The organism is Kitasatospora sp. NPDC098663 (genome assembly GCF_044760075.1).
In the GTDB taxonomy this organism is placed as follows: domain Bacteria; phylum Actinomycetota; class Actinomycetes; order Streptomycetales; family Streptomycetaceae; genus Kitasatospora.
Genome location: NZ_JBIWAP010000049.1, coordinates 1 through 24,585 on the forward strand (window position 1 = coordinate 1; position 24,585 = coordinate 24,585).

The 24,585-nt window shown below is 72.1% G+C and carries 29 protein-coding genes and 1 pseudogene; 15 read left to right on the forward strand and 15 right to left on the reverse strand.

Going from position 1 to position 24,585, the window contains the following annotated elements; all coding sequences use genetic code 11:
• The 3 genes and pseudogenes from ACIQVZ_RS35490 to ACIQVZ_RS35500 form a co-directional block, all read left to right on the forward strand.
• Nucleotides 1–251: pseudogene (locus ACIQVZ_RS35490) on the forward strand (ISL3 family transposase); the annotation flags it as partial.
• 218 nt (nucleotides 252–469) lie between these two features.
• On the forward strand, nucleotides 470–829 hold the full coding sequence (locus ACIQVZ_RS35495; protein ID WP_402455839.1) for a hypothetical protein: 360 nt from the start codon (nucleotides 470–472) through the stop codon (nucleotides 827–829).
• Nucleotides 830–1,035: 206 nt separating this feature from the next.
• Nucleotides 1,036–2,106, forward strand: coding sequence for a hypothetical protein (locus ACIQVZ_RS35500; RefSeq protein ID WP_402455841.1), 1,071 nt, complete (start codon nucleotides 1,036–1,038; stop codon nucleotides 2,104–2,106).
• On the opposite strand, the gene ACIQVZ_RS35505 is transcribed toward ACIQVZ_RS35500, so the two are convergent.
• The 13 genes from ACIQVZ_RS35505 to ACIQVZ_RS35565 form a co-directional block, all read right to left on the reverse strand.
• The gene (locus ACIQVZ_RS35505) at nucleotides 2,100–2,894 is read right to left on the reverse strand and encodes a hypothetical protein (protein ID WP_402455843.1); all 795 of its coding nucleotides are present in this window, start codon (nucleotides 2,892–2,894) and stop codon (nucleotides 2,100–2,102) included. The genes ACIQVZ_RS35500 and ACIQVZ_RS35505 overlap by 7 nt on opposite strands.
• Before the next feature lie 120 nt (nucleotides 2,895–3,014).
• Nucleotides 3,015–3,677 (reverse strand): 2'-5' RNA ligase family protein, encoded by a 663-nt coding sequence (locus ACIQVZ_RS35510; protein WP_402455845.1) that lies wholly within the window; start codon nucleotides 3,675–3,677, stop codon nucleotides 3,015–3,017.
• A gap of 62 nt (nucleotides 3,678–3,739) precedes the next feature.
• Nucleotides 3,740–4,411 carry a 2'-5' RNA ligase family protein gene (locus ACIQVZ_RS35515; RefSeq protein ID WP_402455847.1) on the reverse strand — a complete coding sequence of 224 codons (672 nt, stop codon included), beginning with the start codon at nucleotides 4,409–4,411 and terminating at the stop codon, nucleotides 3,740–3,742.
• Nucleotides 4,408–5,340 (reverse strand): endonuclease/exonuclease/phosphatase family protein, encoded by a 933-nt coding sequence (locus ACIQVZ_RS35520; RefSeq protein ID WP_402455849.1) that lies wholly within the window; start codon nucleotides 5,338–5,340, stop codon nucleotides 4,408–4,410. The genes ACIQVZ_RS35515 and ACIQVZ_RS35520 overlap by 4 nt, the downstream gene beginning before the upstream one ends.
• Before the next feature lie 54 nt (nucleotides 5,341–5,394).
• A complete protein-coding gene (locus ACIQVZ_RS35525; protein WP_402455851.1) occupies nucleotides 5,395–6,099 on the reverse strand; it encodes a helix-turn-helix domain-containing protein in 705 nt (234 codons plus the stop codon).
• A 166-nt stretch (nucleotides 6,100–6,265) separates the two neighbouring features.
• Nucleotides 6,266–8,230: a glycoside hydrolase family 15 protein gene (locus ACIQVZ_RS35530; protein WP_402455853.1), complete on the reverse strand. Its 1,965-nt coding sequence runs from the start codon at nucleotides 8,228–8,230 to the stop codon at nucleotides 6,266–6,268.
• A gap of 156 nt (nucleotides 8,231–8,386) precedes the next feature.
• The gene (locus ACIQVZ_RS35535) at nucleotides 8,387–8,845 is read right to left on the reverse strand and encodes a hypothetical protein (protein WP_402455855.1); all 459 of its coding nucleotides are present in this window, start codon (nucleotides 8,843–8,845) and stop codon (nucleotides 8,387–8,389) included.
• Nucleotides 8,836–9,786: a hypothetical protein gene (locus ACIQVZ_RS35540; protein ID WP_402455857.1), complete on the reverse strand. Its 951-nt coding sequence runs from the start codon at nucleotides 9,784–9,786 to the stop codon at nucleotides 8,836–8,838. Before ACIQVZ_RS35540 ends, ACIQVZ_RS35535 begins: the two co-directional genes overlap by 10 nt.
• Nucleotides 9,787–9,898: 112 nt before the next feature.
• Complete coding sequence (locus tag ACIQVZ_RS35545; protein ID WP_402455859.1) at nucleotides 9,899–10,417, reverse strand: LuxR C-terminal-related transcriptional regulator; 519 nt, start codon at nucleotides 10,415–10,417, stop codon at nucleotides 9,899–9,901.
• Nucleotides 10,418–10,448: 31 nt separating this feature from the next.
• Entirely contained in the window at nucleotides 10,449–11,846 is a 1,398-nt protein-coding gene (locus ACIQVZ_RS35550) for a glutamate ligase domain-containing protein (protein ID WP_402455861.1), read from the reverse strand.
• 197 nt (nucleotides 11,847–12,043) lie between these two features.
• Complete coding sequence (locus ACIQVZ_RS35555) at nucleotides 12,044–13,477, reverse strand: glutamine synthetase family protein (RefSeq protein WP_402455862.1); 1,434 nt, start codon at nucleotides 13,475–13,477, stop codon at nucleotides 12,044–12,046.
• A complete protein-coding gene (locus ACIQVZ_RS35560) occupies nucleotides 13,474–14,973 on the reverse strand; it encodes an amino acid permease (RefSeq protein WP_402455864.1) in 1,500 nt (499 codons plus the stop codon). Before ACIQVZ_RS35560 ends, ACIQVZ_RS35555 begins: the two co-directional genes overlap by 4 nt.
• Nucleotides 14,974–15,017: 44 nt before the next feature.
• Entirely contained in the window at nucleotides 15,018–15,833 is an 816-nt protein-coding gene (locus ACIQVZ_RS35565) for a hypothetical protein (protein WP_402455866.1), read from the reverse strand.
• A gap of 546 nt (nucleotides 15,834–16,379) precedes the next feature.
• Here ACIQVZ_RS35565 and ACIQVZ_RS35570 point away from each other — a divergent pair.
• Together ACIQVZ_RS35570 and ACIQVZ_RS35575 are read left to right on the forward strand one after the other, a co-directional pair.
• Nucleotides 16,380–17,156 carry an aminotransferase class IV family protein gene (locus tag ACIQVZ_RS35570; RefSeq protein ID WP_402455971.1) on the forward strand — a complete coding sequence of 259 codons (777 nt, stop codon included), beginning with the start codon at nucleotides 16,380–16,382 and terminating at the stop codon, nucleotides 17,154–17,156.
• Nucleotides 17,157–17,215: 59 nt separating this feature from the next.
• The gene (locus tag ACIQVZ_RS35575; protein ID WP_402455868.1) at nucleotides 17,216–18,142 is read left to right on the forward strand and encodes an SUMF1/EgtB/PvdO family nonheme iron enzyme; all 927 of its coding nucleotides are present in this window, start codon (nucleotides 17,216–17,218) and stop codon (nucleotides 18,140–18,142) included.
• A 284-nt stretch (nucleotides 18,143–18,426) separates the two neighbouring features.
• Here the strand turns inward: ACIQVZ_RS35575 and ACIQVZ_RS35580 are convergent, their stop codons facing one another.
• Entirely contained in the window at nucleotides 18,427–19,767 is a 1,341-nt protein-coding gene (locus ACIQVZ_RS35580; protein ID WP_402455870.1) for a transcriptional regulator, read from the reverse strand.
• 246 nt (nucleotides 19,768–20,013) lie between these two features.
• On the opposite strand from ACIQVZ_RS35580, the gene ACIQVZ_RS35585 reads away from it, so the two are divergent.
• Nucleotides 20,014–20,580, forward strand: coding sequence for a hypothetical protein (locus ACIQVZ_RS35585; RefSeq protein WP_402455872.1), 567 nt, complete (start codon nucleotides 20,014–20,016; stop codon nucleotides 20,578–20,580).
• Here ACIQVZ_RS35585 and ACIQVZ_RS35590 read toward each other — a convergent pair.
• Nucleotides 20,577–20,819, reverse strand: coding sequence for a hypothetical protein (locus ACIQVZ_RS35590; protein ID WP_402455874.1), 243 nt, complete (start codon nucleotides 20,817–20,819; stop codon nucleotides 20,577–20,579). The two genes, ACIQVZ_RS35585 and ACIQVZ_RS35590, sit on opposite strands and share 4 nt — an antisense overlap.
• Before the next feature lie 108 nt (nucleotides 20,820–20,927).
• On the opposite strand from ACIQVZ_RS35590, the gene ACIQVZ_RS35595 reads away from it, so the two are divergent.
• The 9 genes from ACIQVZ_RS35595 to ACIQVZ_RS35635 all read left to right on the forward strand — a co-directional run bounded on the left by ACIQVZ_RS35595 (nucleotide 20,928) and on the right by ACIQVZ_RS35635 (nucleotide 24,532).
• Nucleotides 20,928–21,152: a hypothetical protein gene (locus ACIQVZ_RS35595; protein ID WP_402455876.1), complete on the forward strand. Its 225-nt coding sequence runs from the start codon at nucleotides 20,928–20,930 to the stop codon at nucleotides 21,150–21,152.
• Between the two features lie 54 nt (nucleotides 21,153–21,206).
• The gene (locus tag ACIQVZ_RS35600; RefSeq protein WP_402455878.1) at nucleotides 21,207–21,377 is read left to right on the forward strand and encodes a hypothetical protein; all 171 of its coding nucleotides are present in this window, start codon (nucleotides 21,207–21,209) and stop codon (nucleotides 21,375–21,377) included.
• Nucleotides 21,378–21,482: 105 nt separating this feature from the next.
• Complete coding sequence (locus ACIQVZ_RS35605; protein ID WP_402455880.1) at nucleotides 21,483–21,683, forward strand: hypothetical protein; 201 nt, start codon at nucleotides 21,483–21,485, stop codon at nucleotides 21,681–21,683.
• Nucleotides 21,684–21,689: 6 nt separating this feature from the next.
• Nucleotides 21,690–21,839, forward strand: a complete 150-nt coding sequence (locus ACIQVZ_RS35610; RefSeq protein ID WP_350876263.1) for a hypothetical protein — start codon at nucleotides 21,690–21,692, stop codon at nucleotides 21,837–21,839.
• A 129-nt stretch (nucleotides 21,840–21,968) separates the two neighbouring features.
• Nucleotides 21,969–22,397 carry a hypothetical protein gene (locus ACIQVZ_RS35615; RefSeq protein WP_402455882.1) on the forward strand — a complete coding sequence of 143 codons (429 nt, stop codon included), beginning with the start codon at nucleotides 21,969–21,971 and terminating at the stop codon, nucleotides 22,395–22,397.
• Nucleotides 22,394–23,050: a hypothetical protein gene (locus ACIQVZ_RS35620; RefSeq protein WP_402455884.1), complete on the forward strand. Its 657-nt coding sequence runs from the start codon at nucleotides 22,394–22,396 to the stop codon at nucleotides 23,048–23,050. The genes ACIQVZ_RS35615 and ACIQVZ_RS35620 overlap by 4 nt, the downstream gene beginning before the upstream one ends.
• Nucleotides 23,014–23,856 carry a hypothetical protein gene (locus tag ACIQVZ_RS35625; protein WP_402455886.1) on the forward strand — a complete coding sequence of 281 codons (843 nt, stop codon included), beginning with the start codon at nucleotides 23,014–23,016 and terminating at the stop codon, nucleotides 23,854–23,856. The genes ACIQVZ_RS35620 and ACIQVZ_RS35625 overlap by 37 nt, the downstream gene beginning before the upstream one ends.
• The gene (locus tag ACIQVZ_RS35630; protein WP_402455888.1) at nucleotides 23,853–24,392 is read left to right on the forward strand and encodes a GNAT family N-acetyltransferase; all 540 of its coding nucleotides are present in this window, start codon (nucleotides 23,853–23,855) and stop codon (nucleotides 24,390–24,392) included. Before ACIQVZ_RS35625 ends, ACIQVZ_RS35630 begins: the two co-directional genes overlap by 4 nt.
• A complete protein-coding gene (locus tag ACIQVZ_RS35635; protein WP_402455890.1) occupies nucleotides 24,347–24,532 on the forward strand; it encodes a hypothetical protein in 186 nt (61 codons plus the stop codon). Before ACIQVZ_RS35630 ends, ACIQVZ_RS35635 begins: the two co-directional genes overlap by 46 nt.
• Nucleotides 24,533–24,585 lie beyond the last annotated feature (53 nt).

The window sequence follows — 24,585 nt, forward strand, 5'->3', positions numbered from 1 at the left end:
TGACAAGAGAGTTTGCGCAACTTCCGACACCGGAGGAGGGTAACGACGTCAAGGTCACCGACTGGATCACGTCGGTTCGCGCTGTCGACCTGCCCCACCTGCGCTCCTTCGCGAACGGCCTCGAAATCGACCGGCCCGCTGTCAACGCCGGACTCACCCTTCCCTTCCACAACGGCCGCACCGAAGGCGTCAACACATGGACCAAGAGGATCATGAGGCAGATGCACGGCCGAGCTGGATTCCCCCTGCTACCTGCATCCTCCTCCAGTGATTGCTTTACAGCGCTACCACCGATTGCGGGACTGAGCCGAAATCCTGATAGACCCGTTGGGGGGCTCGGCGCCGCCCTTCGGTTGGCTTCGACGGCTGCTCTGTGTCTTCCAGGTTCCGGTGATTCTCCGCCGGTCCGGTGAGAGACTGCCGGCGAACAGAACGATCCGGGGGTGGGGCATTGAACGGTGTGTGGGCCGTGGTGGCGGCTGTCGGGGTCTTGGCGGTGGTCTGGTTCGCCGTTCACTTCGGTCGTGGGTTTCGGCAGCAGCAGCGGGAGTCGGCTCGGCGCGATCTGATCGCGGTCTCGGATGCCCGGGATGGGGTGAGGACCTTGAGCGGTCTGTTGGAGGGGGTGCCGGTGCTGGCGTTCGTGCCCCCGCTCGCTGCGGGCCGCAGCGTACCGGTCGGGTGGTTGTGGATCAGGGTGGCGCACGACGCTGACGGGTCCGTCGTCCATCGGGACGGCTGGGCTCTCACCTATGCCGGTGCCCGCCGCGCCGCGGGTGCGGCGTTGCGTATGCGTCGTACCGCTGTCGAGTACACGTTTCAGCGCTGAACGTGCCGGGCGGCTCTGACCGCTCTCGGGCGGGCCGGGTGGGCAACGGGTCCATGGGCCTGCGGCCGTGCCGGGCGTGTCACGGTTGGTTTCGGGCCGTTGGCCCGTGAGCGCTAGCGTGGTCGCGGCAGCCCGTGAGGGGGCGGCGGGCGTGCTCTGGCCCGCTGGGCCGATGGACGGACCCGGCCGAGGGAGCTGGTAGGGGTATGACGGACGACGGGCTGTTCGGTCAGCTGCCGGCCGCCGACGACGGGCGGGAGCAGTGCCGGGAGTGGGCGGAGCTCCTGACCGCGTGGGCGGAGCAGCGGATCGGGGTTGTGCTGCGGCGCGCTGAGGTGGTGGAGCGCCTTGCGGCGACGTTGCACGGGCTTCCCCGGCGGCCGGGCGCGTACGGCACGCCGTTGCTGACGATGTCGCTGGCCGAGGTGGCGGTGGCGGCGGGGAGTGATGAGGTGGGCGGGCTGGTGGGGCGGGTTCTGGCGTGCCACCGGGCGGATGTGGCTGTGGGGGCGGTGCCGGTGGTGGACGGGCGCCGTCGGGCGCTCGCGCGGATGCTGCGGGAGGACGCCGACGGCGGTGTGCCGGCTGCTCTGGCTGGCAGTACCGTGCTGAACGGCCGGGTCTCGCCGTGGGTCACGGCGGTGGTGGTCGACCGCGGGCCGTCGGCGGCCCCGGTCGTCCACCTGTCCCTCTACCCGGCCTTCGGGGACGTGCCGTACGGGGGCGGCGGCCCGGACGGCGGCTGGGACGACGCGGTCGTCTCGTTCGGCCTGACTGCCACCGGGCCCGGGGTGGCCGACACCCTGCATGAGGGCGTCGCCTACGGCCATCTGCTGGTCGCGCTGCCGGGCCTGGACGGTGTCCCCGCGGAGGTTCCGCTGGGCCGCCTGCTGCACAGGCACCTGTGCGACGACATCGTCGGCGTCCTCTCGCCCCGGCACTGCGCGGTGTTCCTGGAGCGGGGGGAGCGCCGCCGTGACCGGTGGCGGCCCCTGCTCGCCGAGCTGGAGACGGAGCCGGGGCAGTCCGTATGGGCCGGTCCCGCCCTGTGTGCCTGGAGCACGTGGGCGGCGCTGCGCCGGTGGGGTCTGGCCGAGCCGGCCGGCGGCCTGGTCCGGGGGCGGGTGCGTCCGGACGCTGTGCTGCCGCTCGCCGGGGCCCTGGAGGTGGTCGCGCCGGACGGGGTCCGCACCACTGCGGTGATCACCGCGTCCCGGCTGGTCGACTGGAAGGGGCCGGCGTGGCGCGGCCTGCCCTGGGAGCAGGGCGGTCAGTAGTCGACGTCTCCCGTGGCGCCGGCCGTCAGCACGACGTGGACGGCACCCAGGGCCCGCAGGGCGTCGTCCAGTACCGGTGGCAGGCTGGACCAGGTCGGGCCTGGTTCCAGGTCGTCCATGGTCAGCGCGGCGGCGGGACGCAGTGCCGTGGCACAGTTCGACAGGAGCGTTCCCAGGCGTCCCTGGGCTGTGAGGGCATGGCCTTCGAGGACGTGGAGGTTGTCGTGGAGCCAGGCCAGGTGCGCTGCGTCGTCGGCTTCCTCGGCGCCGGGCTCGCCGGTACGCCGGTGGGGCATGCGGCCGGCCCGGGTCAGGATGTCGGCGGCGGCCCGCCCCTCGTGCTCGGTGAAGGCCCACTCGCGGCGGTTGAGCGCGTGCCCGGCCTCGGCCAGGTAGGGGCGGACGGCCTGATGGAGCGGGCTGGGGGGTTCGGTGTCGTGGTCCGCGCGCATCCGCCACAGCGGCATGGCGGGACCCTGTGGCGAGAGCGCCAGGCGCACCAGGTTCCGCAGGACCTGTTCGGGGGTGAGGCCGGGCAGGCGGGGTGTCCAGGAGTGCCCGCACACACACGCCAGGCGGGCGGGTGCGCCCCAGGTTCCGCTGACGCTCAGGCCGCGGTCGGCCGTGCAGGCCGGGCAGAACACGTCCAGGTCAGACGTCGGGGGGCTGTTCAGCCAGAACACCCCGCCGAAGGTGTTGCCGTAGTCCGCCCGGTGGTGGCAGACCTCCAGGGTCAGGGTGCCGGCGCCGTCGTGGCCGATGCGGCTGGTGGCGAAGTTCCAGGTCACGGAAGCACCCTAGACCGTGACCGCGCCCGGCAGGGCGGACTTCGCACGTCGCGCTCACGGGAGGCTGCGCTGTTGCGCCGGACCGGTCCAGGGCGCGGGGCGGACCGGGGGCTGGCGCGTTCACGCGTTGTGGCGCTCGGTGGCGCCGCTGGGCAGGGGGATCGTCGCCACCGGGGTCCAGGACATCGTCCAGCCGCTCAGGCCTGCGGGCCGGGGCTGCCGGGTCCAGGTCACGTCGAGGAGTTCGACCGCGTCGATGGTCAGGGGGACGTGGCTGGGGCTGATCCGGCGCAGCGCGGATTGCAGGGTGTCGGAGGAGGCCGTGTCGTAGGCGTAGCCGAGGGAGAGGTGGGGTCGGCCGCCGTGGTGGAGGAGGGCGCCGGGTCCTCGTGTCTCGTGGATGGCTTGGCGTACCCGTTCGCGCAGGGCGAGGAGGTCGCCGTCGGGGTGGAGGTCGAGCAGGGCTCCGGCGCTGTTGGCGATCGGGGAGCCTGCGGTGAGGTGCAGTGGTGGGGTGTCGCGCAGGTGGCGGGTCAGGGCTCGGGTCAGCGCGGCGCGGTCGGGCTCGGTGATCGTGTCGCTGGTGGTGTCGGCGATCATCTCGATGGTGCAGTGCAGGAGTTCGTTCTGGGGGGTGATCGGGTAGGGGGCCATGGCCTGCGCGCACGCGGCGAGCAGGCGGGCCAGGGCGGGTTCGCTGCGGTCGGGGCGGGCGTAGACGTGCAGGACGGAGGCGCCGTCGGGCCAGGGCGCGCCTCGGTAGGACGGCACGAACTGCCGCATTGGTTCTCCGTTCGGGTAGGGGGTGGATGGCTGCCACGGCGGGTGGGGTGCGGTTGGGCGGGTCAGGGCGTGCCGAGAGGCACCTCGTGGAGGCGTTCGAAGGTGTAGCGGGCGGTGTCGGGGTGCTGGCGCTCCCAGACCAGCCACACGCTCGCGATGGTGGCGGTGGTGCGGATGCCCGGCCGGATGGCCCGGCCGAGGTCGGAGGCCAGGCGGTCGGAGAGGGCCGCGAGGTGGGGGGTGTCGGTGTCCTGGACGCCGTAGCCGGCCGACATGTGGCACCAGAAGTGGTCCTCGGCCGGGGGGAGTTCGAGTCCGGCCGCGGTCAGTGCGGTGCGCACCCGGCGGTAGAGCGCGTCCGGCCCGTGTTCCGGCCAGATCTCCGCGAGCGCGGCCGATCCTCCCGCGCGGGCCGGGCCGATCTCGACGGTGAACGGGTCCAGGTCGGCGAGTTCGTGCCGGACGGCGTCGGCGGCGTCGGCGATCAGGGCGGCGTCCACGCGGGTGCCGTCGGCGGTGTGCGCCCGGATGGACTGGATGGTCATGTGGAGGTCGTCGGCCGCGACGGGGGCGACGATGTCGGGGTAGCGGGAGGTGATCTCCCGCAGGCGCTCGAAGTAGGTGATCACCCGGGGCTGGTCCTGGGGCAGCCACAGGACGTGCGGGCGCACCCAGTCCTCGTCCGGGCCGCCCTCGCGGCCCCAGCGGCGGCGGCTGGTCATGAACTTCCTCATGCTGCCGCCTCCCTGGTGGTGATCTTCGCGGGGTCGAGGTCGATCCAGACCGGGCGGTGGTCGGAGGCGAGGGTGCTGGCCTCGCTGACGTGGACACCGTAGCCGGTCAGGGCCGGGGCGACGTGGCGGGTCGCCAGGACGAGGTCGATCCGGCGCTGCCCCCACGGGTCGGGGTCGCCCTGGCCGTCGCGCCAGTAGCCCACCGTGGGCTGCCACGGCACGCCGAGGTGGGCGGCCGCGTCGGTCATGAAGCCGCGCCGCAGCAGGGCGGCCGTGGGCCTGCGGTCGGCCAGGTTCGTCCCGCCGACCGTGTCCGGGAGGCACTGGTACTCCAGGTCGTCGTGGTCCTGCCCGCCGTAGGGCTCGGCGTCGTAGTAGCCGCCGGTGGGCGAGGACGCGGCGCAGATGCTGTTGAAGTCGCCCAGCAGCACGCCGGACGCGACCCCGCCGGTGCGCCGGAACAGGCCCTTGAGCCGCAGCGCCTCGTTGTAGCGGGCGTCGGGCCGGAACGGATCACCGTGGTAGCTCGCCACCAGCAGGGGCTCGGTGGCGCCGACGTCGAGCGCCAGGGTGGTGACGCCGTGCCAGAAGTCCGGGGCGCCGACGGCGCGCAAGGCGCCCGGCACGGGGGCCACGGTGTCCGGGTTCCACAGGATCGCGGTGTACCAGGGCCGGTGGGCGTTGTGGCACATCGCCGCGCCGGCGGGGCCGCCGGGGAGCGTGCAGGCCAGGCCGCAGTCGGCCGCCAGAGCGCGGATGATCTCCGCGGCGGCGTCGTCCCACCGGTCGGGGCCGGTGGTGTCGACGAGGATCTCCTGCACGGTCAGGACGTCAGGGGCCATCTCCCGGATCGCGGCCGTACGCGCCCGGCTCCTGGCACCGTCCTCTCCGGGGCGGACCTTGTAGGCGTTCAGGTTGGCAAAACGCACGTTTGTTCCTTCCAGGCACTGGCGGGTGCGGCCCGGATGCGGGCCGCACCGGGGTTACGGTCGGGGGCCGGAGCGGCCGGTGTGTTCGGCCTTGCACCCCTCGGCGAGGGCGAGCACGGCAGCGGCGAAGCCGCGCCGCCAGCGGGACGGTACTCCCAGCCGTCGGGCCACCTCGACCAGGTCGGTGGGTTCCTCGGGGAACGCGTCCAGGTCGCCGGGGGCGAGGGCCAGCCGGGTGGTCACCCACGCGACCACCTTCGGGGTGGGCTGGCGGTGCCCCGTCTCGATCCGGGACATGTACGCCGTGGAGAACCTGCTCCCGGCCAGCTGGCGGATGCTCAGGCCGTGCTGCCGGCGCAGCTGGCGCAGTCGGTCGCGCCGGGGGCCGGTGGCGTTCGTGGTGCGGACCGTGAGGTCGATACGGCGCAGGCCCGTCAGGACCAGGCACACTCCGGCCTCCTGCCCGTGCGCGCAGCGGCTGCTCGCGTACACGGGGCCCAGGGCGGCGGACGCCGTCAGGGCGAGCCGGTCGGCGACCGGTCCCGGGTCACGGTCGGTGGTCAGCGAGACGTCCAGGTCGGACCAGACGTCGAGGAGCGGGCCGCCCCGGGCGGCGGACCCGGTCACCTCCAGTGCGTGCACGACGGGGTCGGCGTCCGCCAGTGCGCGAAGCACCGGCAGGGTCCGGTCCTGCCAGCCCACGAGCGGCAGGCCTGCTGTGCCCGGCCCGAACGGCCGGTCAGCGGGTTGTCGTGTCATGACGTCCTCCAGTGGTGGCGTGACTGCGGTGTGCGGGCGTCGGATCGGGGCGGTGGGAGCCCGGCCGCGCCCGAATCCGCGGGTGCGGCCCGGCCGGTGGCGACGCCCTGGAGGCGGTGCGGCGTGTGCGCGCTGGCGGATGTCTCGCGGGCGGGCGCCTGGATCATCACGTTCCCTGGAGAGCGGCTTCACCTGCGGGTTCGTGCGTCGGTAGGGAGTTCTGCGCCGGTTGGACATCGGAAACGGACTCTGGACACGGGATTCGGGACCCCGCAACGGAAACGTCGGCCCGCGCGGAGAACGTGGACAGGGCGCGGCAGGAGTCGGCGAGGGCCCACATGGAGAAGGCCTGCGGGAAGTTGCCGAGTTGGCGCCGTGTGAGCGGGTCGTATTCCTCGGCGAGCAGGCCAAGGTCGTTGCGCAGGGCCAGGAGGCGGTCGACCAGGTCCCGGGCTTCCTGGTCGCGGCCGATCATGGTGAGGGCGTCGGCGAGCCAGAACGAGCAGGCGAGGAAGGCGCCTTCGTGGCCGCGGAGCCCGTCCACGTTCTCGGCGCCCTCGCCGGTGCGGTAGCGCAGGACCAGCCCGTCGGGGGTGGCGAGTTCACGTTGGACGGCCTCGACGGTGGCGATGACGCGTTTGTCGTCGCCGGGCAGGAACCCCACGACGGGGATCAGCAGCAGGGACGCGTCGAGGTCGCGGCTCCCGTAGTACTGGGTGAACACGCCGCGTTCGGGGTCGATGCCGTGGGCGCAGACGTCGGCGTGGATCTCCTCGCGCACCGCGCGTAGGCGTGCCACGGCGAGGCCGGTTCCTCGGCGCCGGGCCAGCAGGGTGGCGGCCCGGTCGAAGAACACCCAGCTCATGACCTTGGAGTGGGTGAAGTGCCGTCGCGGGCCGCGTACTTCCCAGATCCCCTCGTCCGGCTCGCGCCAGCGCCGCTCCAACTGCTCGGCGAGCGCGAGCAGCAGCTCGTCGGCGTCCCGGTCACGGGGCAGCCCCGCGTCGTCGGCCAGCAGCAGGGCATCCGCAAGCTCGCCGTAGACGTCGAGCTGCACCTGGCCGGCGGCGGCGTTGCCGATGCGCACCGGCCGGGAGTTCTCGTAGCCGGGCAGGTGGTCCAGGATCTCCTCGTCGGTGTCCGTCGCGCCGGAGAGCCGGTAGAGCGCCCGCAGGTTGGCGGGGTCCACCACGCTGGTGAGCCAGTCCCTCCACGCCCCGGCCTCCTGGACGAAGCCCAGCCGCAGCAGGCAGGAGACGGTGAGCGCGGAGTCGCGCAGCCAGGTGAAGCGGTAGTCCCAGTTGCGTTCGCCACCGAGCCGCTCGGGCAGGGAGGTGGTGGGCGCGGCGACGGTCCCGCCGTCCACGTGGCACATGGCCTTGAGGGTGAGGGCGCAGCGCACCACGGCCTCGCGCTCCGGCCCGGTGTAGGTGCAGCTGGAGGACCACGCGTGCCAGAACGCCAGGGTGTGGCCCAGGGCGCGGCCGGTGTCGGGCGCGGCCGGTGGGTGGTGGCGGGCCTCCTGCCAGGTGAGGGTGAGGACGACGCGCTGTCCGGCGGCGACGGGGAAGTCCGCCCGGCAGGTGCCGTGACGGCCGGGGCTGTGGCGCGGGCCGCCCCGCAGCCAGTACGCGTCGGTGCCGCTGACGGCGCCGACGGCATCGAGGTTGTCCTGGCCGTGCTGCTCGGCACGCCGGATGACAGGCACCTGGGCCCCGTATCCGGGACGGGGCCGGAACTCGGAGGCGACGCGGACCTGCCCGGACAGGCCCTCGACGATGCGGATGACCTCGGCGGGCGCGTGGCCGGTGTCGTCGGGCGCGGGCATGAAGTCGGTGACGCGCACCGATCCGTCGGGGGTGTCCCACTCCTGTTCCAGGACAAGGGACTCGCCCCGGTAGCGGCGCCGGGTGCTCACCACGGGCGGCGCGCCGTCGTACCCGGCGGGGCCCACGCGCCACAAGCCGTGCTCCTGGCTGCCTAGGAGGGCGGCGAAGACGGCCGGGGAGTCGAACCGGGGCAGGCACAGCCAGTCGAGCGACCCGTCACGGGTCACCAGCGCGGCGCTGCGCGCGTTGCCGATCAGGGCGTGGTCCTCGATCAGCGGGGCCGGCACGGAGGTGGAGGGCATCAGGCTCCTGTCGTGGGAATCGGGGAACTGGGCAGGGATAGACGGCTGGGGGCGTCGCGTTCGCGAGGGCGCCGGCCAGTGCGCGCGTTCGATGGCGGGTCCGGCACCGGGACGGGCACAGGCGCCGGGCGCGGGTTGGGCATGGGGCGGGTGGTCTCAGCGCGGGCCGGTGCCGGGGGTGCTGAGGTGGTCGAGGGCCGCGCGCACGGTGGCGGCGAGGCCGGTGGCGACGGCCAGGGCGGGTGTCGCGTGGAGGAGTTCGGCGTGGACGAACCGCTGGAGGCGGTCTTCCAGATCGCAGCCGACGACCAGCACGGTGCGTGAGCGGTGGAGGAAGCGCCGCTGGACATCGCGCACGTGCTGCGCGCCGTGGGGGCACCACAGGATGACGGCGCCGATACGCCGCAGGTTGTGCTCCTGCCAGCCGTCCGCAGCACCCGCTCCAGAAGTGGGCCTACTGGGCTGGGGGTTGAGGACGGTGCCGGTGAAGCCGGCCGCGTCCAGGAGAGCGACGGCCTCGCTCTGCCAGCCCGGGCGGCCGGCACCGGAGGCGGCGAGGTACAGCGCCGGGCAGCCGTCGGGGGTGTAGCGCTGCGGGTACTCGATCAGCTGCACGGTGCACCGCCGGAGGTGGCGGCCGGGCCGGGCTGGCCGAGCAGGAGGACCATGACGACGGCGTGGGTGCGGGTCCGGGCCCCGATGGCGGTGGTGGCCCGGGTGATCACGCCGCCGATGGTGTCCTGGTTGATGCCGGTCATCCGCGCGACGGTGCACACCTCGTAGGTGGCGAGCAGGGCGAGCACCTGGTGTTCGCGCGGGGCGAGGTCGGGGAGCCGGTCGGGCAGCGCCGCGCGCAGCTCGGCGGTGTCGAGCAGCCCGGTGGTGATGAGGTCGGCGATGGTGCGGGTGCGATCGGCGAGGCCTTGGCGGCGCATCACCCGGGACATGAGGTTGGCGGCGGCGCTGGCGGAGCAGCCGAGCCGCTCGGCGACGCCCTCGTAGGTGTGGCCGAGGGCGAGCTGCAGAGCGACGTCGTGCTCGCGCTGGCTGAGTCCATCGGTGTTCCTGGCGGCCACGCTGAGGGATCCGGAGCTGCTGATCAGCACGCGGCGTGCCCTGCTGGCCCGGGCCTCGCGCAGCCAGAGATCGGTCGCGATGATCAGGCAGCTGCCGACCGGGAGCCTGAGAGCACGGGCCGCGGCCCGGTAGGGGTTGGTTCCCTGCTCGCGGTGCTCTGCCGCACTCACGGAGGCGGACCACACGTTGGGGATGCGTTGGGCGGCGAGCATGGCGGTCACGTGGCGACCGAGCTGTTCGGTGACCAGGGCGCAGGGGACGGCCATGGAGGCGGCGCGCATCAGCAGCCGCAGCAGCGCAGCGGGCACGGCGGCCGGCACGGGGGCACCCGTGGCCAGGAGGAACGGGTCGGCGCCGGACAGACGGGTGGCGGGCAGCTGGGCGAGGGCGGCGGCGTCGACGAGGACGCCCGCACGGTTGATCAGGTAACGGTCCAGGTCGCGGGCCGCCAGTGCGTCGGCAGGTCGTAAGGTGCTCATCTTGTCTGTCTGTCTCGGTTGTCGGGGTGCGGCCCTGGCCCGAAACGGCCGCCATGGGTGAGAAGGAAGCAGAGCGCTCCGATCGCGGCTTGGCCGCCGGTGTGGCGGGGGCTCACGCCGCCTGGCTGCGGGACGCGGCGTGGTGCAGGGGCTCGGCTGGCCAGGCGGGGTCGATGTCGCTGAGGAGGACCAGGCCGGCCAGGACCGCGGCGATGCTCGCCTGCACCTGGGATCGCACCCCCAGCCAGGCGCGCAGGTCCCTGCCGTAACTGCGTACGGTGGTGGTCGCGATGCCGATGTCCGCCGCGAGCTCCGGGGCGGTACGTCCGCCGACCCAACCCGCCAGGACACGGCGCAGGCGCCGGGGCAGCCGAATATCGGGGGCGAGGACGGTGTGGGGCTGCGCGGTGTCGGTGATGATGCGGTACGCGGTGGCCCAGGCGGCGAGCTGGGACGCGGTGCGGGTGCCGGTGGCCGAGAGCAACGCGGTGACGGCGGCGTCGACCTCGGTGCGCTCCCAAGGGAGTTCGGGGTCGGCCGCGATCGTGCGCGTCGTGGCGTCGGCAGCGATGTGTTCGAGCAGGCGGACCTGCTGCCCGCTCAGGCGGTGCGGGGCAAGGACAGCGGTCATGACAGTTCTCTCCGGTGGTCGGCGGGCGGCTTCACGGTCGGCCGGTGGCCTGGGCGAGGTGGTCCAGCAGACGCGGGCCGAGCCGCTGCACAGCTGCGCCGGTGCCGACGACGAGCACGAGATCGCCCTCGGTGGCGATCTCGGCGAGCCGCTGCTCGGGGCCGGGCTCGCACGGTCCCGAGCCGGTGCGGTGGACCGCGCCCGGGCCCAGGGCCCTCACGGCGGCCCGTTCGACGGCGTCGAGCGGGTCGGGCCCGTCGTGTGTGGCCAGCGGAGTGCTGACCGGCAGCAGGAGTACGTGGTCGGCGTCGGCGAGGGCGGCGCCGAGTTCGTTGCTGTGCGCGCTGGTGCGGGCGATACCGTCGGGTTCCAGGGCGACGACCACGGACCCCTCGGTGAGCAGCCGGGCGGCCGTGACGTCCTGGGCGATCTCGCGCGGGTGCCGGGCACGGGAGTCGACGACGGTGACGCCGCGCTGTGTGCCGAGGGTGGTCAGCGAGCGCCGCACGCCGCGGAACTCGGTGGCGCGGTCGATCAGTTCCTGGCGTTCTTCGCCCAGGACCAGGGCGGTGGCCAGGGCCGCGCACACCGCCAGGGCGTGGTGGCGGCCCTGCACCGGCACGACGAACCCGCAGTCCATGCCGTCGTAGCGCAGCGCGACGCGGAAGTCCCACCCGGTCCAGGACAGCGACATGATCCAGACGGTGCAGTGGGGGTCGGTGCCGACGGTGACCACGCGCGGGCCGGGCCGGTCCGTGAGTCTCTCGTGCACGATCGTGGCGCCCTTGTCCCACAGTGGCAGCACCACCGTGGCCGAGGCCCGCGCGAGGGTGGTGGCGGCGTTCAGGGCCTCGATGGGGTCCTCGAAGTGCGGGACGTTCGCCGCGGCGGTGGTGATCAGTGTCACGGTCGGGGATGGTCTGCGCAGGGGCTGCGGGGCGTTCGGGAGGTGGCCGCGGGCGGCCTCGTGCGTGGCGGCGTCCGGGGACAGGTCCACCACCAGGCGCCGGCCGAGGCGGCCCTGCCCCGCGGTGGCGCCGACAGGCGCGGCGTTGAGGATCCAGGAGGTGCGGCCGTCGTCCAGGACGGCGGCCAGGGCCGCCGCCGCGGTCGCGGTGCCGTGACTGCCGTAGACGGCCGCCACCGGCCCGCCGTACTCGCCGGCCAGCACGGAGAGGGCCAGCGCGCGGATCAGCACCGGCAGCCCCACGGCCCGCGCCCGGTCGAGCTCCGGGTGCGGACCCGTCGCCGCGCCGGACCACACCACGCAGCTGCAGTCCTCACGGACGTGCCCGGCATCGAAACCGACGCTGACGCTCACACCGGCCTCGCGCAGCCGGGCGGCGGCCCGGCCGTCCTGCTCCGCGGGGCCGGTGCTGGCGGTGACCTCCAGCCCACGCGAGGCCAGCCACAGCGCGAGACCCTCCATGCCGGGTTCGGTGGCATCGACCAGATGGGCCCTAACCAGCAGATCAGCTCCGGCAGGTCGCGGGCTCGCGTGAGTCGGGGGGCGCGTGGTGGTGTCCATGGACGGGTTCCTTCGGCAGGGTCGAGAACAGGGGGCGGTGGGGGTGGAACCGGGTCGGCCGCGGGCCCGGGGGTGTGGCGCCGCGGCCGGCCCGGAGCTCATGCCTGGGTGAGACCGCGCTCCAGCTCGGCGTCGGTGACGCGGGCGGCGTGGTGGTCCAGGTCCAGGCGGGCGACGCGGGCCAGGTGCGCGAGGACCGGCTCGCCGAGCAGTTCACCGGCCGGCTCGCTGGTCTCGAAGGCCACCAGCGCCTCGGCCAGGGACCGCGGCACCGCCTCGGCCTCACGGTTGAGGTAGGCGTCGCCGCCGGTGGCGGGCGGGGGCTTGAGGCCGGCCTCGACGCCGTGCCGGATCCCGGCCAGGACGGCCGCCAGCGCCAGATAGGGGTTGGCGTCCGCACCGGGCAGCCGCACCTCCAGGCGCAGGCTGCGGCCGTGGCCGACCACCCGCACCGCGCACGACCTGTTGTCCCGCCCCCAGGCGAAGCGGGCCGGGGCGAAGGAGTGGTCGGCGAAGCGCTTGTAGCTGTTCACGTACGGCGCCCACAACGGGCCGAGGACCGGCAGCACGGTCAGCAGCCCGGCCACCGCCCGCTCGCCCAGCTCCGACAGGGCGGTCCCGTCCTCGGGGGCGGAGGTCAGGACCGGCCGGTCGTCGGCGTCGTGCAGCGAGACGTGCAGGTGCATCCCGCTGCCGACCCCGGTGGCCGGCGCCGCCATGAACGACGCCACCATGCCCCGCTCGTCCGCCGCCGTCCTCGCGGCGTGCTTGAACAGCACGTGCTGCTCGCACGCCGCCGTCACCTCGCCGTAGGGGAAGGTGACCTCCAGCTGGCCGTGGGCGCCTTCGGCCTTCACCGCCTCGACGGCAAGGCCCGCCTCGGCGAGTACCTGCCGCAGCCGCGCGGTGAACTCCCGCACCGGCGCCGGCAGGTCGAGCGCGTAGTCACGGTTGTCCCGGGTGACGGGACGAAGCCCGCGCCAGCCGGCCGCCGCCGCATCCCGGGCCGAGCCCTCGTACAGCACGAACTCCGTCTCGACACCCACCTTCGCGCTCAGACCGAGGCCGGCGAGGCGCTGCTGCTGTTCGGCCAGCACGGTGACCGGGGCGAGCGGGTGCGGCCACGACTTGCTGACCGGATCGGCGAGCACCAGGGCGGTGGACGGCAGCCATGGCAGGACGCGGGCGTGCCGGGTGTCGGGCAGCAGAGCGATGTCACCGAACCCGGACTCCCACGAGAATGACCCGGTCGTGGGTGCGGTCATCCCGAGATCGGTGCCGATCACGTACCCGCACATCTCCGGGGCCAGCCGCCCGGACTCAAGCCGCTTCACCAGCCCGGCCGCGTCGAACTCCTTGCCCTTGAGCCGGCCCTGCGCGTCCACGGCCGCCAGCAGCACCGTCTCGACGCCGAAGTCGTTCACCAGTTGGCGCAGTGGCCCGGTCGGCGAGGCCGTCGCCGGGGCGCCAGCGGTGCGGTATCGGGCGGCGCGCAGCTTCACCGTTCGGCTGGTGCGTCGGCGGCTGGTCACACGACCTCCTCGGTCAGCTCCACCAGCTCGGCCGACCGCTGGACAGGCGGCGCGTACGAGCGCCCCGCCTTGAGCCACCACGCCCACGCCAGCACCATCACCGCCAAGAGGGCGATCGGCGCGTAGTTGAAGGTGTCGACGGTCACCGGGTAGCTCTGCGGCAGGCACACCAGCACGCTCACCACGGCCACCCAGCCCACCGCGATCCACCCGATCACAGGTCCCCGGCTGCCCAGGTTCCACGGCCCGGGCCGAAACCTGCGGCCCCGGCGCAGCCGCAGGTAGACCGGAACCGCGTACGCCGGCGTCATCCCCACCACGTTCACCGCGGTCACCGCCCCGTACGCGGTCGTGCTGTACAACGACGGCAGCGCCAGCACCGCGGCTGCCCCCACCGACAACCACACCCCGGCCACCGGCGTCCCGGTGCGCTCCGACACCCGACTCCACAGGCCCGAGGCGGGGAGCGCGCCGTCCCGGGAGAAGGCGAAGACCATTCGCGCCGACGCGGCGGTCTCCGCGTTCCCGCAGAACAGCTGCGCCACGATCACCACGACCAGGAGCACCTTCCCCCCGGTTGTCCCGAGCGCGTCGATGAAAATCTGGGCGGGCGGCACACCGGTGGTGGTCGTGAGGACGGCGTCGTAGTCCTGGACGGCGAAGAGCATGCCGGCGAGGAGGACGGCGCCGGCGATCCAGCTCACCCAGATCGAACGGACGATCCCCCGGGGCGCGGACACCGCCGCCTTGGTGGTCTCCTCGGCCATGTGCGCGGAGGCGTCGTAGCCCGAGAAGGTGTACTGCGCCAGCAGCAGCCCGATCGCGCTCACGTAGATCGGGTTGCTCCAGCCGGTGTTGTTGACGAAGTGCCCGACGACCCAGCCGGCGTCCTGGTGGTGGCTGGGCACGATCGCGAGCGCGCCGACGATCAGCACGACGCCGCCGATGTGCCACCACACCGAGATCGAGTTGAGGAAGGCGACCCGGCGCACGTTCGGCAGGTTCAGCAGCGCGTGGAGCAGCAGGACGGCCGCAAAGATCCCGAACAGGCCGACGGGCGTGGGCTCGTAGCCGAACTGAAGGTTGAGGAAGGCCCCGATGAAGCTGGCGGCGCCGTAGTCGATGCCGCAGATGCCGCCGATCAGACCGAGCAGGTTGAGCCAGCCGACCAGCCAGCCCCACCGCGGGCCACCGAGCTGGTGCGCCATGAAGTACAGGCCCCCGCTCGTCGGGTAGGCCGAGGTCACCTCGGCGAGCGCCAGGCCGACGAAGAGGACCATCGCACCGACGCCGATCCAACCCCAGAACATCACCGCCGGACCGCCGGTGTTCAGGCCGAACGCGAACATCGTCATGCACCCGGACAGGATGCTGATGACGGAGAACGAGCTGGCGAAGTTGCCGAACTCGCCCATCCGCCTGCTCAGCTTGGGCTCGTAGCCGAGCTGACGCAGCCGATCCTCGTCGGACAGCTCAGCGGCGTGGACGGGGGACATCGAAGTCGACCTCCATGGGGAGAAGGTGGGCAGGGACGGGGTCGTCAGGCCAGAGCGGTCGCCCGGCCGGCGAAGGACTGCTGGCGCGCGGTCAGCAGCAGGTCCTCCGCCTTCTCCGGCGAGTCGGCGACCAGGCTCCACGGGGCTCTGGAAGCGAACTGTCCGAGCGCGGTGAAGACCTCAGCGGCGGTGTCCATCTGGGCCGACGCCCACAGCGCGTGGGCGAGGTAGCTGAGATCGGCGACCGGCCATGATCCGGGCGCCGACACGGACCAGCTCTCGTAGGCGCGCAGAGCACGGGAGAAGTGCGGCTCCCGAAGCCATTGTCGGAGCACGGCGGCGTTCCGCCTTGGCTCGTTGCGGTAGTGCTCAACTGACAGGTACAGCGGCAGGGCGGCGAGCGGCGAGCTGGCCGAAGCCTTCGACATGGCGAGGTGAACGAAGTCGGCAGCCGCTGGCCGGTAGGCCTGGAGCCAGTAGCGGAGCACTCGGTGATGGGCCTCCCGATTGCCCGGATCACGCGTGAGCGCCTCGTCGAGCAGCCCCCACGGCCCGAGCGGCAGCATCGGATCCGATGAGCGGCACCGGTGCTCGGGGCGGGATTTGGACCGGTCCAGCACGGCCAGGGCGAGAAGGCACACCCACGGAACAGAGTCGGAGGGCACCGCCTCGGCGGCGGCCCGGCACGATTCCCGCGCCGCTCGCTCCAGGTGGCCGGCTGCGGGGGAACCGGCCTCGGCTGCTGCCAGGGCGTGCTCGACCATCGCCCGGGTCCGCAGGATGGCCAGTCCCGGGTCGTCCGGGTCCTCACGCCCCCAGTCGGTGAGCACCGTAGACCGGGCCGCGACCAGCGCCAGCACCTGCGTCCGTGACGTCCGAAGGCCAAGGTTCTGTGCCGTGGTGGCCAGCAATCGCTGTGTCGACAGCCAGCGTCCGGCCCGCAGATCGTCCACCGCAGTCCGGAGCGCATCGTCTAGGCCGGCCGGGTGGTACGCCGGCGGAGCCGGAGACACGGCGATCATGGGATCGTCCTTCCAGACGTGGTTGGGTGCCTGGCTTGGTTGGCCGACGGCGGGGCTGTGGAGTGGCTGGGCCCGTGGTCCTACTTGGTGGCGATGACGTAAACGCCGGCCGATTCACACTTGGGTTTGGCCAGCGCTGAGTCGAAGGGCCAGGGCTCCACGGTGGTGAAGCCGGCTCCGTGCACTGGGCGTGCAACTCGGCAGCCGACCGCGCCGCACCCCGGACGGCGAGCGCATGGCCCGGTGGGCTCCTCCAGGATGTCTCACACGGTGACCGAACCAGTACGTCTTGCCACCGCCCCTGCACCGAACTTTCGCCGAACTTCGGGACCCCAGAACGGGCGGGGCGGCCACGAGCGCCGAACCGGCTGCCAGACTTACCGCATGGCAGAACTAAACGGCACGGCGGTCGATCCCTCCGATCTCCAGAGCCTCGCACTCACCAACTACGGCCACTTCACCTCGATGCGCGTCGAGAACGGCCGCCGCGTCCGCGGCTTGTCCCTCCACCTCGCGCGCCTGGTACGTGACTGCAAGACCATGTTCGACGCGCAGCTTGCTCCGGATCGCGTGCGTGAGCTGGCCGGCCGTCTGGCACCGGCCACCGGAACCGCCGTGGTCCGGGTGACCGTGTTCGACCCAGCGCTAGACCTCGGCCACATCGGACACGACGCCGAACCTCACCTTCTCGTGACCGTCCGCCCCGCCGGCGACCTGCCCGCCCCGCCACTGCGCGCACAGTCCGCCGTGTACGTCCGGGACCTGCCCTCCGTCAAGAGCGTCGGGCTGCTCGGCTCGCTGTACCAACGCCGCCAAGCCCAGCGTGCCGGCTTCGACGACGCCCTCTTCGTGGACTCCCAGACCCTCATTTCCGAAGGCGGTACCTGGAACATCGGCTTCGTCCAGGACGGCCAGGTCATCTGGCCCGACGCACCCCAGCTGGTCGGCACCACGATGGAACTGTTGCAGCAGGCACACCCCTTCGCCATCCGGCCGGTGCACCTGGCTGACCTGACCGGTTTCGACGCCGCGTTCGCGACCAACGTGGCCATCGGTGTGCGTGCCATCAGCCAGATTGACGACGTCAAGCTGCCCGAAGCGCACCCGGTGATCGGAGAGTTGCAGCGGAAGTTCGCCGAACTGCCCTCCGAACAGCTCTGAACCACCCGAGACTGAACAGCGCAACCACTGAAGTCAGGAAGAGGGGGCGGTAGAGCGTCGTGGCCACCGTGGAGCAGTGGACGGGCGTGGAGACCAGGGCATTGCGCCTGGCGAAGCGGATGAGCCTGGAGGAGTTCGGCGACCACCTCGGCATCAGCGACCGCATGGTGTCGAAGTGGGAGGAGAGGGGAGCCGCAGTGAAGCCGCGCCCCGTCAATCAGGCCGCGCTGGACACCTCACTGGCTGCCTCCGGCCCCGAGGTCCACGAGCGGTTCGTCCGCCTCACCAACTCCTCAAGCGCCGTCATCCCCGACGAGCGCGGCGAGTCGGCCCTGACCCTGCCCCGACAGCACCACATCCGCCACCACGGCGACGGAAAGAAGATGGCTCTGGTCGAGGGCGGCATCTTTCTCTCGGGCCCCGACGACGAAGCGGTGTGGCTGCCGGACTTCTACATCGACATCTTCCCGGTCACCAACTCCGACTACGAGCGCTTCGTGAGGGCGACCAACCACCAGCCACCCCAGCACTGGCCCACCGGTCGGTGTCCGGTCAAACTCCAGGACCACCCGGTGGTGTTCGTAACCTGGAACGACGCCCAGGCCTACGCGGCCTGGGCCGGAAAGCAGCTGCCTACCGGCCACCAGTGGGAGAAGGCCGCCCGCGGCCCCCGGGGCGATGCCTATCCATGGGGTAAGCAGCCGACTCCGGCCAAGTGCAACACTCGCGAGTCGGGTATCGGTGAGACCACGCCCGTCAGCCGGTACCACAGCGGCGTCAGCCAGTACGGCGTCTACGACCTGTGCGGCAACACCTGGGAATGGTGCAGCAACGAGACCAGTCCCGGCCGGTACGAACTCAAGGCTGGCGCGTTCACGAGCCCGTTCTCGCGGATGGCACCCAGCCTCTTCAACGATGCCGCCAGCACCATGCTGGACGACGACACCGGCTTCCGCTGCTGCATAGCGGCGTCCCCTGCGAACTGAACCACCCGAAGAACGACGCCAGCTGTCCTGCACCGCATGCGAGGCTCTGAGGGGGCCGGAGCCCGGTTGGCATTGAGTCCCACCGTACGATCCGGTGCTGGCCGGCGATGTCCGGGCAAGACGAACACCCGCATGACTTACGGCGAGACCGACCGTACCCCCGAAGACGCCGCTGGCACCCCGGCGTGGCTCTCCACCTCCCTTTGTAGGCATCGGAATTCACGCCGTGAGGCCACACGCCATCCCTCGTCTGGGTGGTGCGGGGCCTCGCTATCCGAACTGAGCTACGCGGGGGGTGTCAGCCCTCTGACGCGTTCCCGGAAATCCCGTACGGCTGGATCAGCTGCGTACTGGTCCAGGGACTTGGAGAACGCCGTGATCCGTGTAACGGCCCGGTCGGAGGTCACGGGCCCTTCGAGCAAGGTGACACTCTGGAGAGCCGCGTGCAGGGCGCCGTCCAAGTCGCCCCCTGCAAGCCGGGCCTCCGCGAGTCGGGGTGCCCTGACGGCCTGGTCTCGCGGCACGGCCGCAGCCACGGACGCCTCCAGTGACCGAGTCGCCTCCTGGGGCTTCCCGGCTCGCAGCAGCACCTTGCCCTCAGTTGAACGGAGCTGGGCCTCGCCGTACCAGTGGAGCCAGTCCGGGCGGTCAGTGGTGTCAACGCGGTCCCAGGTCCCGACCGACGACTTCAGGGCCTTGGCGGCGGCGCTGTGCTGGCCATCACGCGACAGGGCTTCGGCGCGGTGGAGTTGCAGGAAGCTCTCCGCCATCGGAGCCAGGCCGCTCGGGGCCCCGTTTATGGCGGTTCCGATCAGATCGACCCTCGACTTCGTGTCACCCGCGTCTCCCACGTGCACGCCCATCTCTGCCAGGATGAACGCGCCGAACGCCCGGTCTCCCGCCTGCTCGGACGACCGCAGGGCCCCGACGTAGTACTGCTGCCCGGACGAACGAAGGCCCGCGTCGTACGCCATCCATCCGGTGAGGTACGAGACTCTGGACGCGAGGCTGTAGAGCCGCTGGCCGACTTGCCCCGTGTAAGTGCCCTTGTCGAGCAGGCCGGTGATCAGGGCGAAGTCCCCACGTGCGTGCTCCAGGAGGCGTCCGCCTCCCATCTGTTCGTCCAGGCTGCGAAGCGCGGCGACGCGTTCCTCGATGGTATCTACCAGTTGCTCGGTGACGCGGTCGCCGCCTAGCGCTGCCGCAGCGGCTCCGGGGGCGGATGCCCAGTTTGCCGCGAGCCCCGCCAAGGTGGCTCCGGTGATGGTTAGAAACCCTCGTCGGTCCATGTGCCCGCTCCTGAGCAGATCCGTCAATGCGCTCACGGTACCTGCCTCGTTCCAGGGTGCGGAGAGCGCTGAGATCTCCCAGACGGGAAGCCAACCGGGCCACCCGCCCGCCTTCACATGCGCCTGCGGCACCCCGAGAAGGTCGGCAAGCACCTCCTGTGCTACAGCATCGGGCGCCTGCTTGCAGGTCTCCCACTTCCAAATGGTAGTGCGATTTGTGGCCAGGTTCTTCCCCATCGCGCAGCCGTGCGTCCGTAACTTCTCTGCCAACTGACTCTGGCCCCAGTCGCGTTGGCGGCGGATGTGGACGAGCGGGTGTGCGGATGGCTCGATCATGGCTGTCCCCGATCCAAGACTTCGGCGTGGGGAGCCTACCCGCGCTGACCGTCAGTTACGTCCCGCATACAGAAACACCCCCGAAACGTTCCCACCGCCAAAGCCCCCCCGTTGAATGGTTGTCAGCCGCCCGGGACCGAACACCGGCAACCGAAGGTCCAGGTCCAGGCGATTCTTGACCGTTGCAGTCATGAGCGTCGGCTTTGCCGGCCCGCTGACTGCAGCTCAACCACCAGGAGGGCCAGCATGTCCACCAGCACCATGCCGACGGCCGACAAGGTCGGCGAGCGCGCCCGCGAGATCCTGACCGCCATCACCACCGACCAGGAGTTCCCGGCGTTCGAGTCTGCGACCCTGGAGTACTCGTCGGACTGGCAGTGCTTCACCGGGTTCCCGACCATCAGCGAGTGGAACCTCGACACCGACAAGGCCCCGCTGCTTGCCGAGGCCCTGCGCGCCATCGCCCTCAAGGCGTCGGCCTTCGAGCTGACCGGCAGCGAGACCGACGCCGAGCTGGCGCTGCCCGTCCCCGTGGACGAGATGACGCACGCGATGATCGCGCAGCCCCAGCTCCTCGCCCGCATCGCCGAGCGGGCCGGCTTCACCCTGATCCACCAGACCGACCAGGAGCACACCGATTACACCGGCGGCGAGTACACCCACGCGGCGTACGTGGCCGCCTGGGGTACCGAGCCGCCCACCCGCTACTGGCTCGACAAGGCGGAGGTCGACCGCCGCCTGGACGTCCTCGCCGGGCTGTACGACTCGATCGGGTTCGGCCGCAGCGGGCGAGAGCACGCCATCGCGTTCTAGCCCTCGGACAGCTCCTGGCCGGCACTCGCGTACCGGCCAGGAGGCAGCCCGATGCGGTCTCCGTGCACGCAGGCCGGGACTCCCTCCCTGTTGTACCGGAAGCCGTCGGCCGGGTTGAACGGATACTCCCCGCTGGGGCGTTCGAGAACGTCGAACGCCCCAGCGGGGAGCCGCAGACTCGGGCAGATCCAGCAGGCGTCGTGATCGTCGTCGTCGTTGGTGAACGGCTGGGCGGACATGAACGCAGAGTAGCGATCACGGCACCGAAGCGCGCAAGTTCCCAGGTGTCGCAGGAATTCCGAGGGCAGACCTCCCCACGGCGGCCCTCAGCGAAGGAGGACAGACCGATGGCGAGACGCACCCCCACGCGTGAGTACCGCGAGGTCGTGACCGGACCGAGCAAGAGCCAGTTGAACCGACCCCCGGCTGGCTGGAGCCCGCTGTACGACTACCGGGCGGCCAACGCCGCCAGCACCGCCCCGTCCGTGGGCACGCTGCTCCAGGTCGCCGCTGTTCGGTCCACCTGCGTCTGCCCGAACTGCACGACCCGCCGCGCCGGCCTCTCGGCCTGAACCGCGACCAGCACCACCACATCGCACGCCCCGACCCGATGGAGAGGCGCAACTGTGAACAGTGTGATCCAGGGTGACCCGGTCCGGCACCGCACGGACGGCTGGACGGGCACCGTCGCCGAGACCCCGAGCCCGCTCGCCAACTACGCATGGGTGAACCGGGACAGCTCGGCCGACACGTACCCGGATATGGTCCTCCTGGCCGACTTGGAGCCCGCGGAGTGAGCAACCCGCTGCTGCCCGTCCGCGTGACCGCGCCGCTTCCCGTCCGAGCGAGCCCCCTCGCCGCCGACGCCGACGCCGATCCGGATCACGGGTGAGGGGATGGTCGTGGACCGCCCCGACGGCTACCGGCAGGGGACCTGCTGGGTGTGCCACCGGGAGACGCTGGTCTGTGCCGGGACCACGCTGCAGGCCCCCGGCGAGGATCAGAGCACCTGCCACGCGATCTGCGACGACTGCATTGCCCGTGCCCGCCGGCCCCGCCGCCGCGCCGCGCTGCGGGCCGCGCTCGACCAGCGCCCGGCGTAGGCCGCCGTGGACGACGGCCAGGAGGAGTACCGCGAGGCAGCCGACCGGGCCGACCGGGGGCTCCCGACGCCGCTGCCGGTCGCCATCGCCCAGACGGTCGCGATAGTCCTACTGGCGCTCGTGGTGACCGCGCTCATCGCCTCCGGCCGCTTCTGACCGTCACCCCGCGCCCCCGGGCGCGCCATGAACTCCCGGCCCGTCGTGAATTCTCTGACGGGCCGGGGCACCACGCACGACTGCCCGCCCGCACCCGGGCGGGCAGAGCCAACCCGATTGGAGAGGCACGTGAGCACCGCCACCACCCCCAGCTCGACCGTGGAGCTGGACGAGCTGGGCAAGTTCTTCAAGATCACCGCGCAACGGATCGACGCGGGCGAGACCGCGCCGCAGATGTTCTCGGCCGCGATCGACGCGACGTGGCACGCTCTCGTCGCGGACCCGGCCGCGCACGACGCGTTCGCGATCCAGCACGCCGGCCGCAGGCTGGAGCACGTCGAGATGCAGGGCTTCGGGCCCATCGCCTGGGTGGCCGCGTACGAGGAGGCGTACGGGCCCCTGCCGGAGATCTGGTTCACCAACGCCGACGGCACCGTGAACACCGAAGCCCTCGCACAGTACCGGGAGACCGGTACCGTCACCGCCGAGTGGGACTGCGGCCCCCGGCCGGGCCCCGGCGACGGCGACGACCTGACCCCGGCGGCGTCCTACCTGTGATCACAGCACCGTTCGACGGAGCGTCCCTGCCGACCGCCGGGGCGCTCCGCCTCACCGAGGCCCGGACGGAGAACCCCGTCGGCGTGAACGTGGACGGCTACCTCGCCGACCTGTACGAGCACTGCCCGTTCCTGCGGCCGTCCATCCGCCGGGGGATGACCGGCTGGACGGTCTACGAGATCACCCCGGGCAGCCACCGGTACGCGGTGGAAGCGGAGTTGTTCTACGCCGGGGTCCAGGCCGCGGAATGGGTTCGCCCGCTCATGGGACGGCCGTACGGTGTTCTCACGTGCGAGAACGTGGTGCTGGCCGGGCACTGCGAGGGGGCGGACCACCGGGAGCTGCTGGCCTGGCCGCACTGGGCGCTGAAGAACCTTTACGCCCCGGTCGGCGTGATGTTCGGCAAGTTCGCCCAGGGGACGGTCGAGACCGGCCGGCGCGGGCAGAGCATCCCCCCGCCGCCGTTCTCGTTCCTCCCGATACGGGCGGGCGTCCGACCGCTGGACCCGAAGTTCCTGGAAGACACGCCCGACCTCGCCACGGCGCTGTCCGTGGCGGTGGACGATGGCCGGGACGTCTTCGAGCACATCCCTTGTGAGTGGAAGGCAGTACGAGAATGGGCGAGTTCACTTCCCATGCCGCAGCGGCGCTGAAGGCCGCGGAGGCCGTCTGCGGGCCGGTCGAGCTGGAGGAGATCAGCGACCGCCGGGGTTCGGCGGTGTGGAAAGCCAGCGGCCCGCGCGGGGTGGTGGGCATCAAACTCGGCACCGGCGAGGCCGCCGAGGTCACCGCCCGCGAAGCCTCCGTGCTGGACCAACTCCCCGAGTACACCGTGACCGCCGGCCGCTTCGACGGCGGGGTCTGGTACGTCACCCCGTGGCTGGCCGGCCCGTCCACCTGGGACGTGTTCCGTCCCGTCCGCAAGGGCAACGGCGGACGCGACGAAGCCCTCGCCGCTTCGGTTGACCTGTGCCGCGCTGTGTCCGATCTCCACCAGGCAGGGTGGGTACACGGCGACCTCCAGCCCCAGCACGGCATCCACACCGAGGACGGTGTGCGCCTCCTCGACTTCGCGTGGTCGCGGCAGACCGGCATCACCCCGTGGTCGACTTTCGACGGCACGATGATCCACCTCACCGCGCCGGAGCTGGCCGCACGGATCATCAACGGCCCGCAGCCCGTCGAGACGACGCAGAGCGCCGACGTCTACGCCCTCGCCGGCACCCTGTGGACCTGCATCACCGGTCGCTGGCCGCTGGACTACGAGACCGCCGGAATCGGCGTCGACGCCCCGGTAGAGGAGAAGCGCAAGGCCATTGCCCACCGGGCCGTACCCCTGTCCACCGTGCTGCCCTGGCCGTCCCTCCAAGCCCGTCTGCGGCACGTCCTGCTGGCCGCCCCCGACGACCGGCCGACCGCCGCAGAGCTGACCATGCTCGTGAAGGCCGCCGACGCGTGATCGAGCTGCGGGAGCTGGTCCCCGGCGACGCCGACGCCCTGCTGCGCATCTACAGCGCGAAGGCAACGCAATACCTGGGCAGGGCCCCGATGGACGCCGCCGAAGCGCGGTTCTATGCCCGCAGCGCCGCAGCCTCAGCAGCGCAGAGCCCCCGCGCGCTGTACACCCTTGGGCTGGTCGCGGATGACGACGTCCTCGGGGTCGTCAAGCTCCACCTCGACCGGCCCGTCCCCTCGATCAGCTACATCCTGCGCCGGGACGCCTGGGGGCAGGGCTACGCCACCGAGGGCGTCCGAAAGATCCTCGCCCTGGCCTTCAGCCACCTTGGACTGCCGGAGGTCAGCGCCAAGCATCACCCGGACAACTCCGCCTCCGGCCGCGTCCTCACGAAGGCCGGGTTCACACCCACCGGCGAGCACGCCGGGTTCCTCACCTACACCATCCGGCCGCCAGCGGCCGCCAGCCTGTTCCCGCACAACCGCAGCACCCCATGGAACGCGCCGCCCTCGTCCTCGCCCTGCTCGTCTACGCCGTGACCGGCGTCCGGTACTACCGCACGCCCCAGGACGACGCGGACCTCGGCACGCTCCGTTACGCCCGTGTCGGCGACCGGCGAACGGTGGAGGTCTGGCAGAAGGGCCTGGCCCTGAAGGTCCAGGTCTTCGACACTCACTGACCATCTCCCACCCCCGCCGCCCTCAACCCCCAGCGGCGGGACCGCCCCCGCCC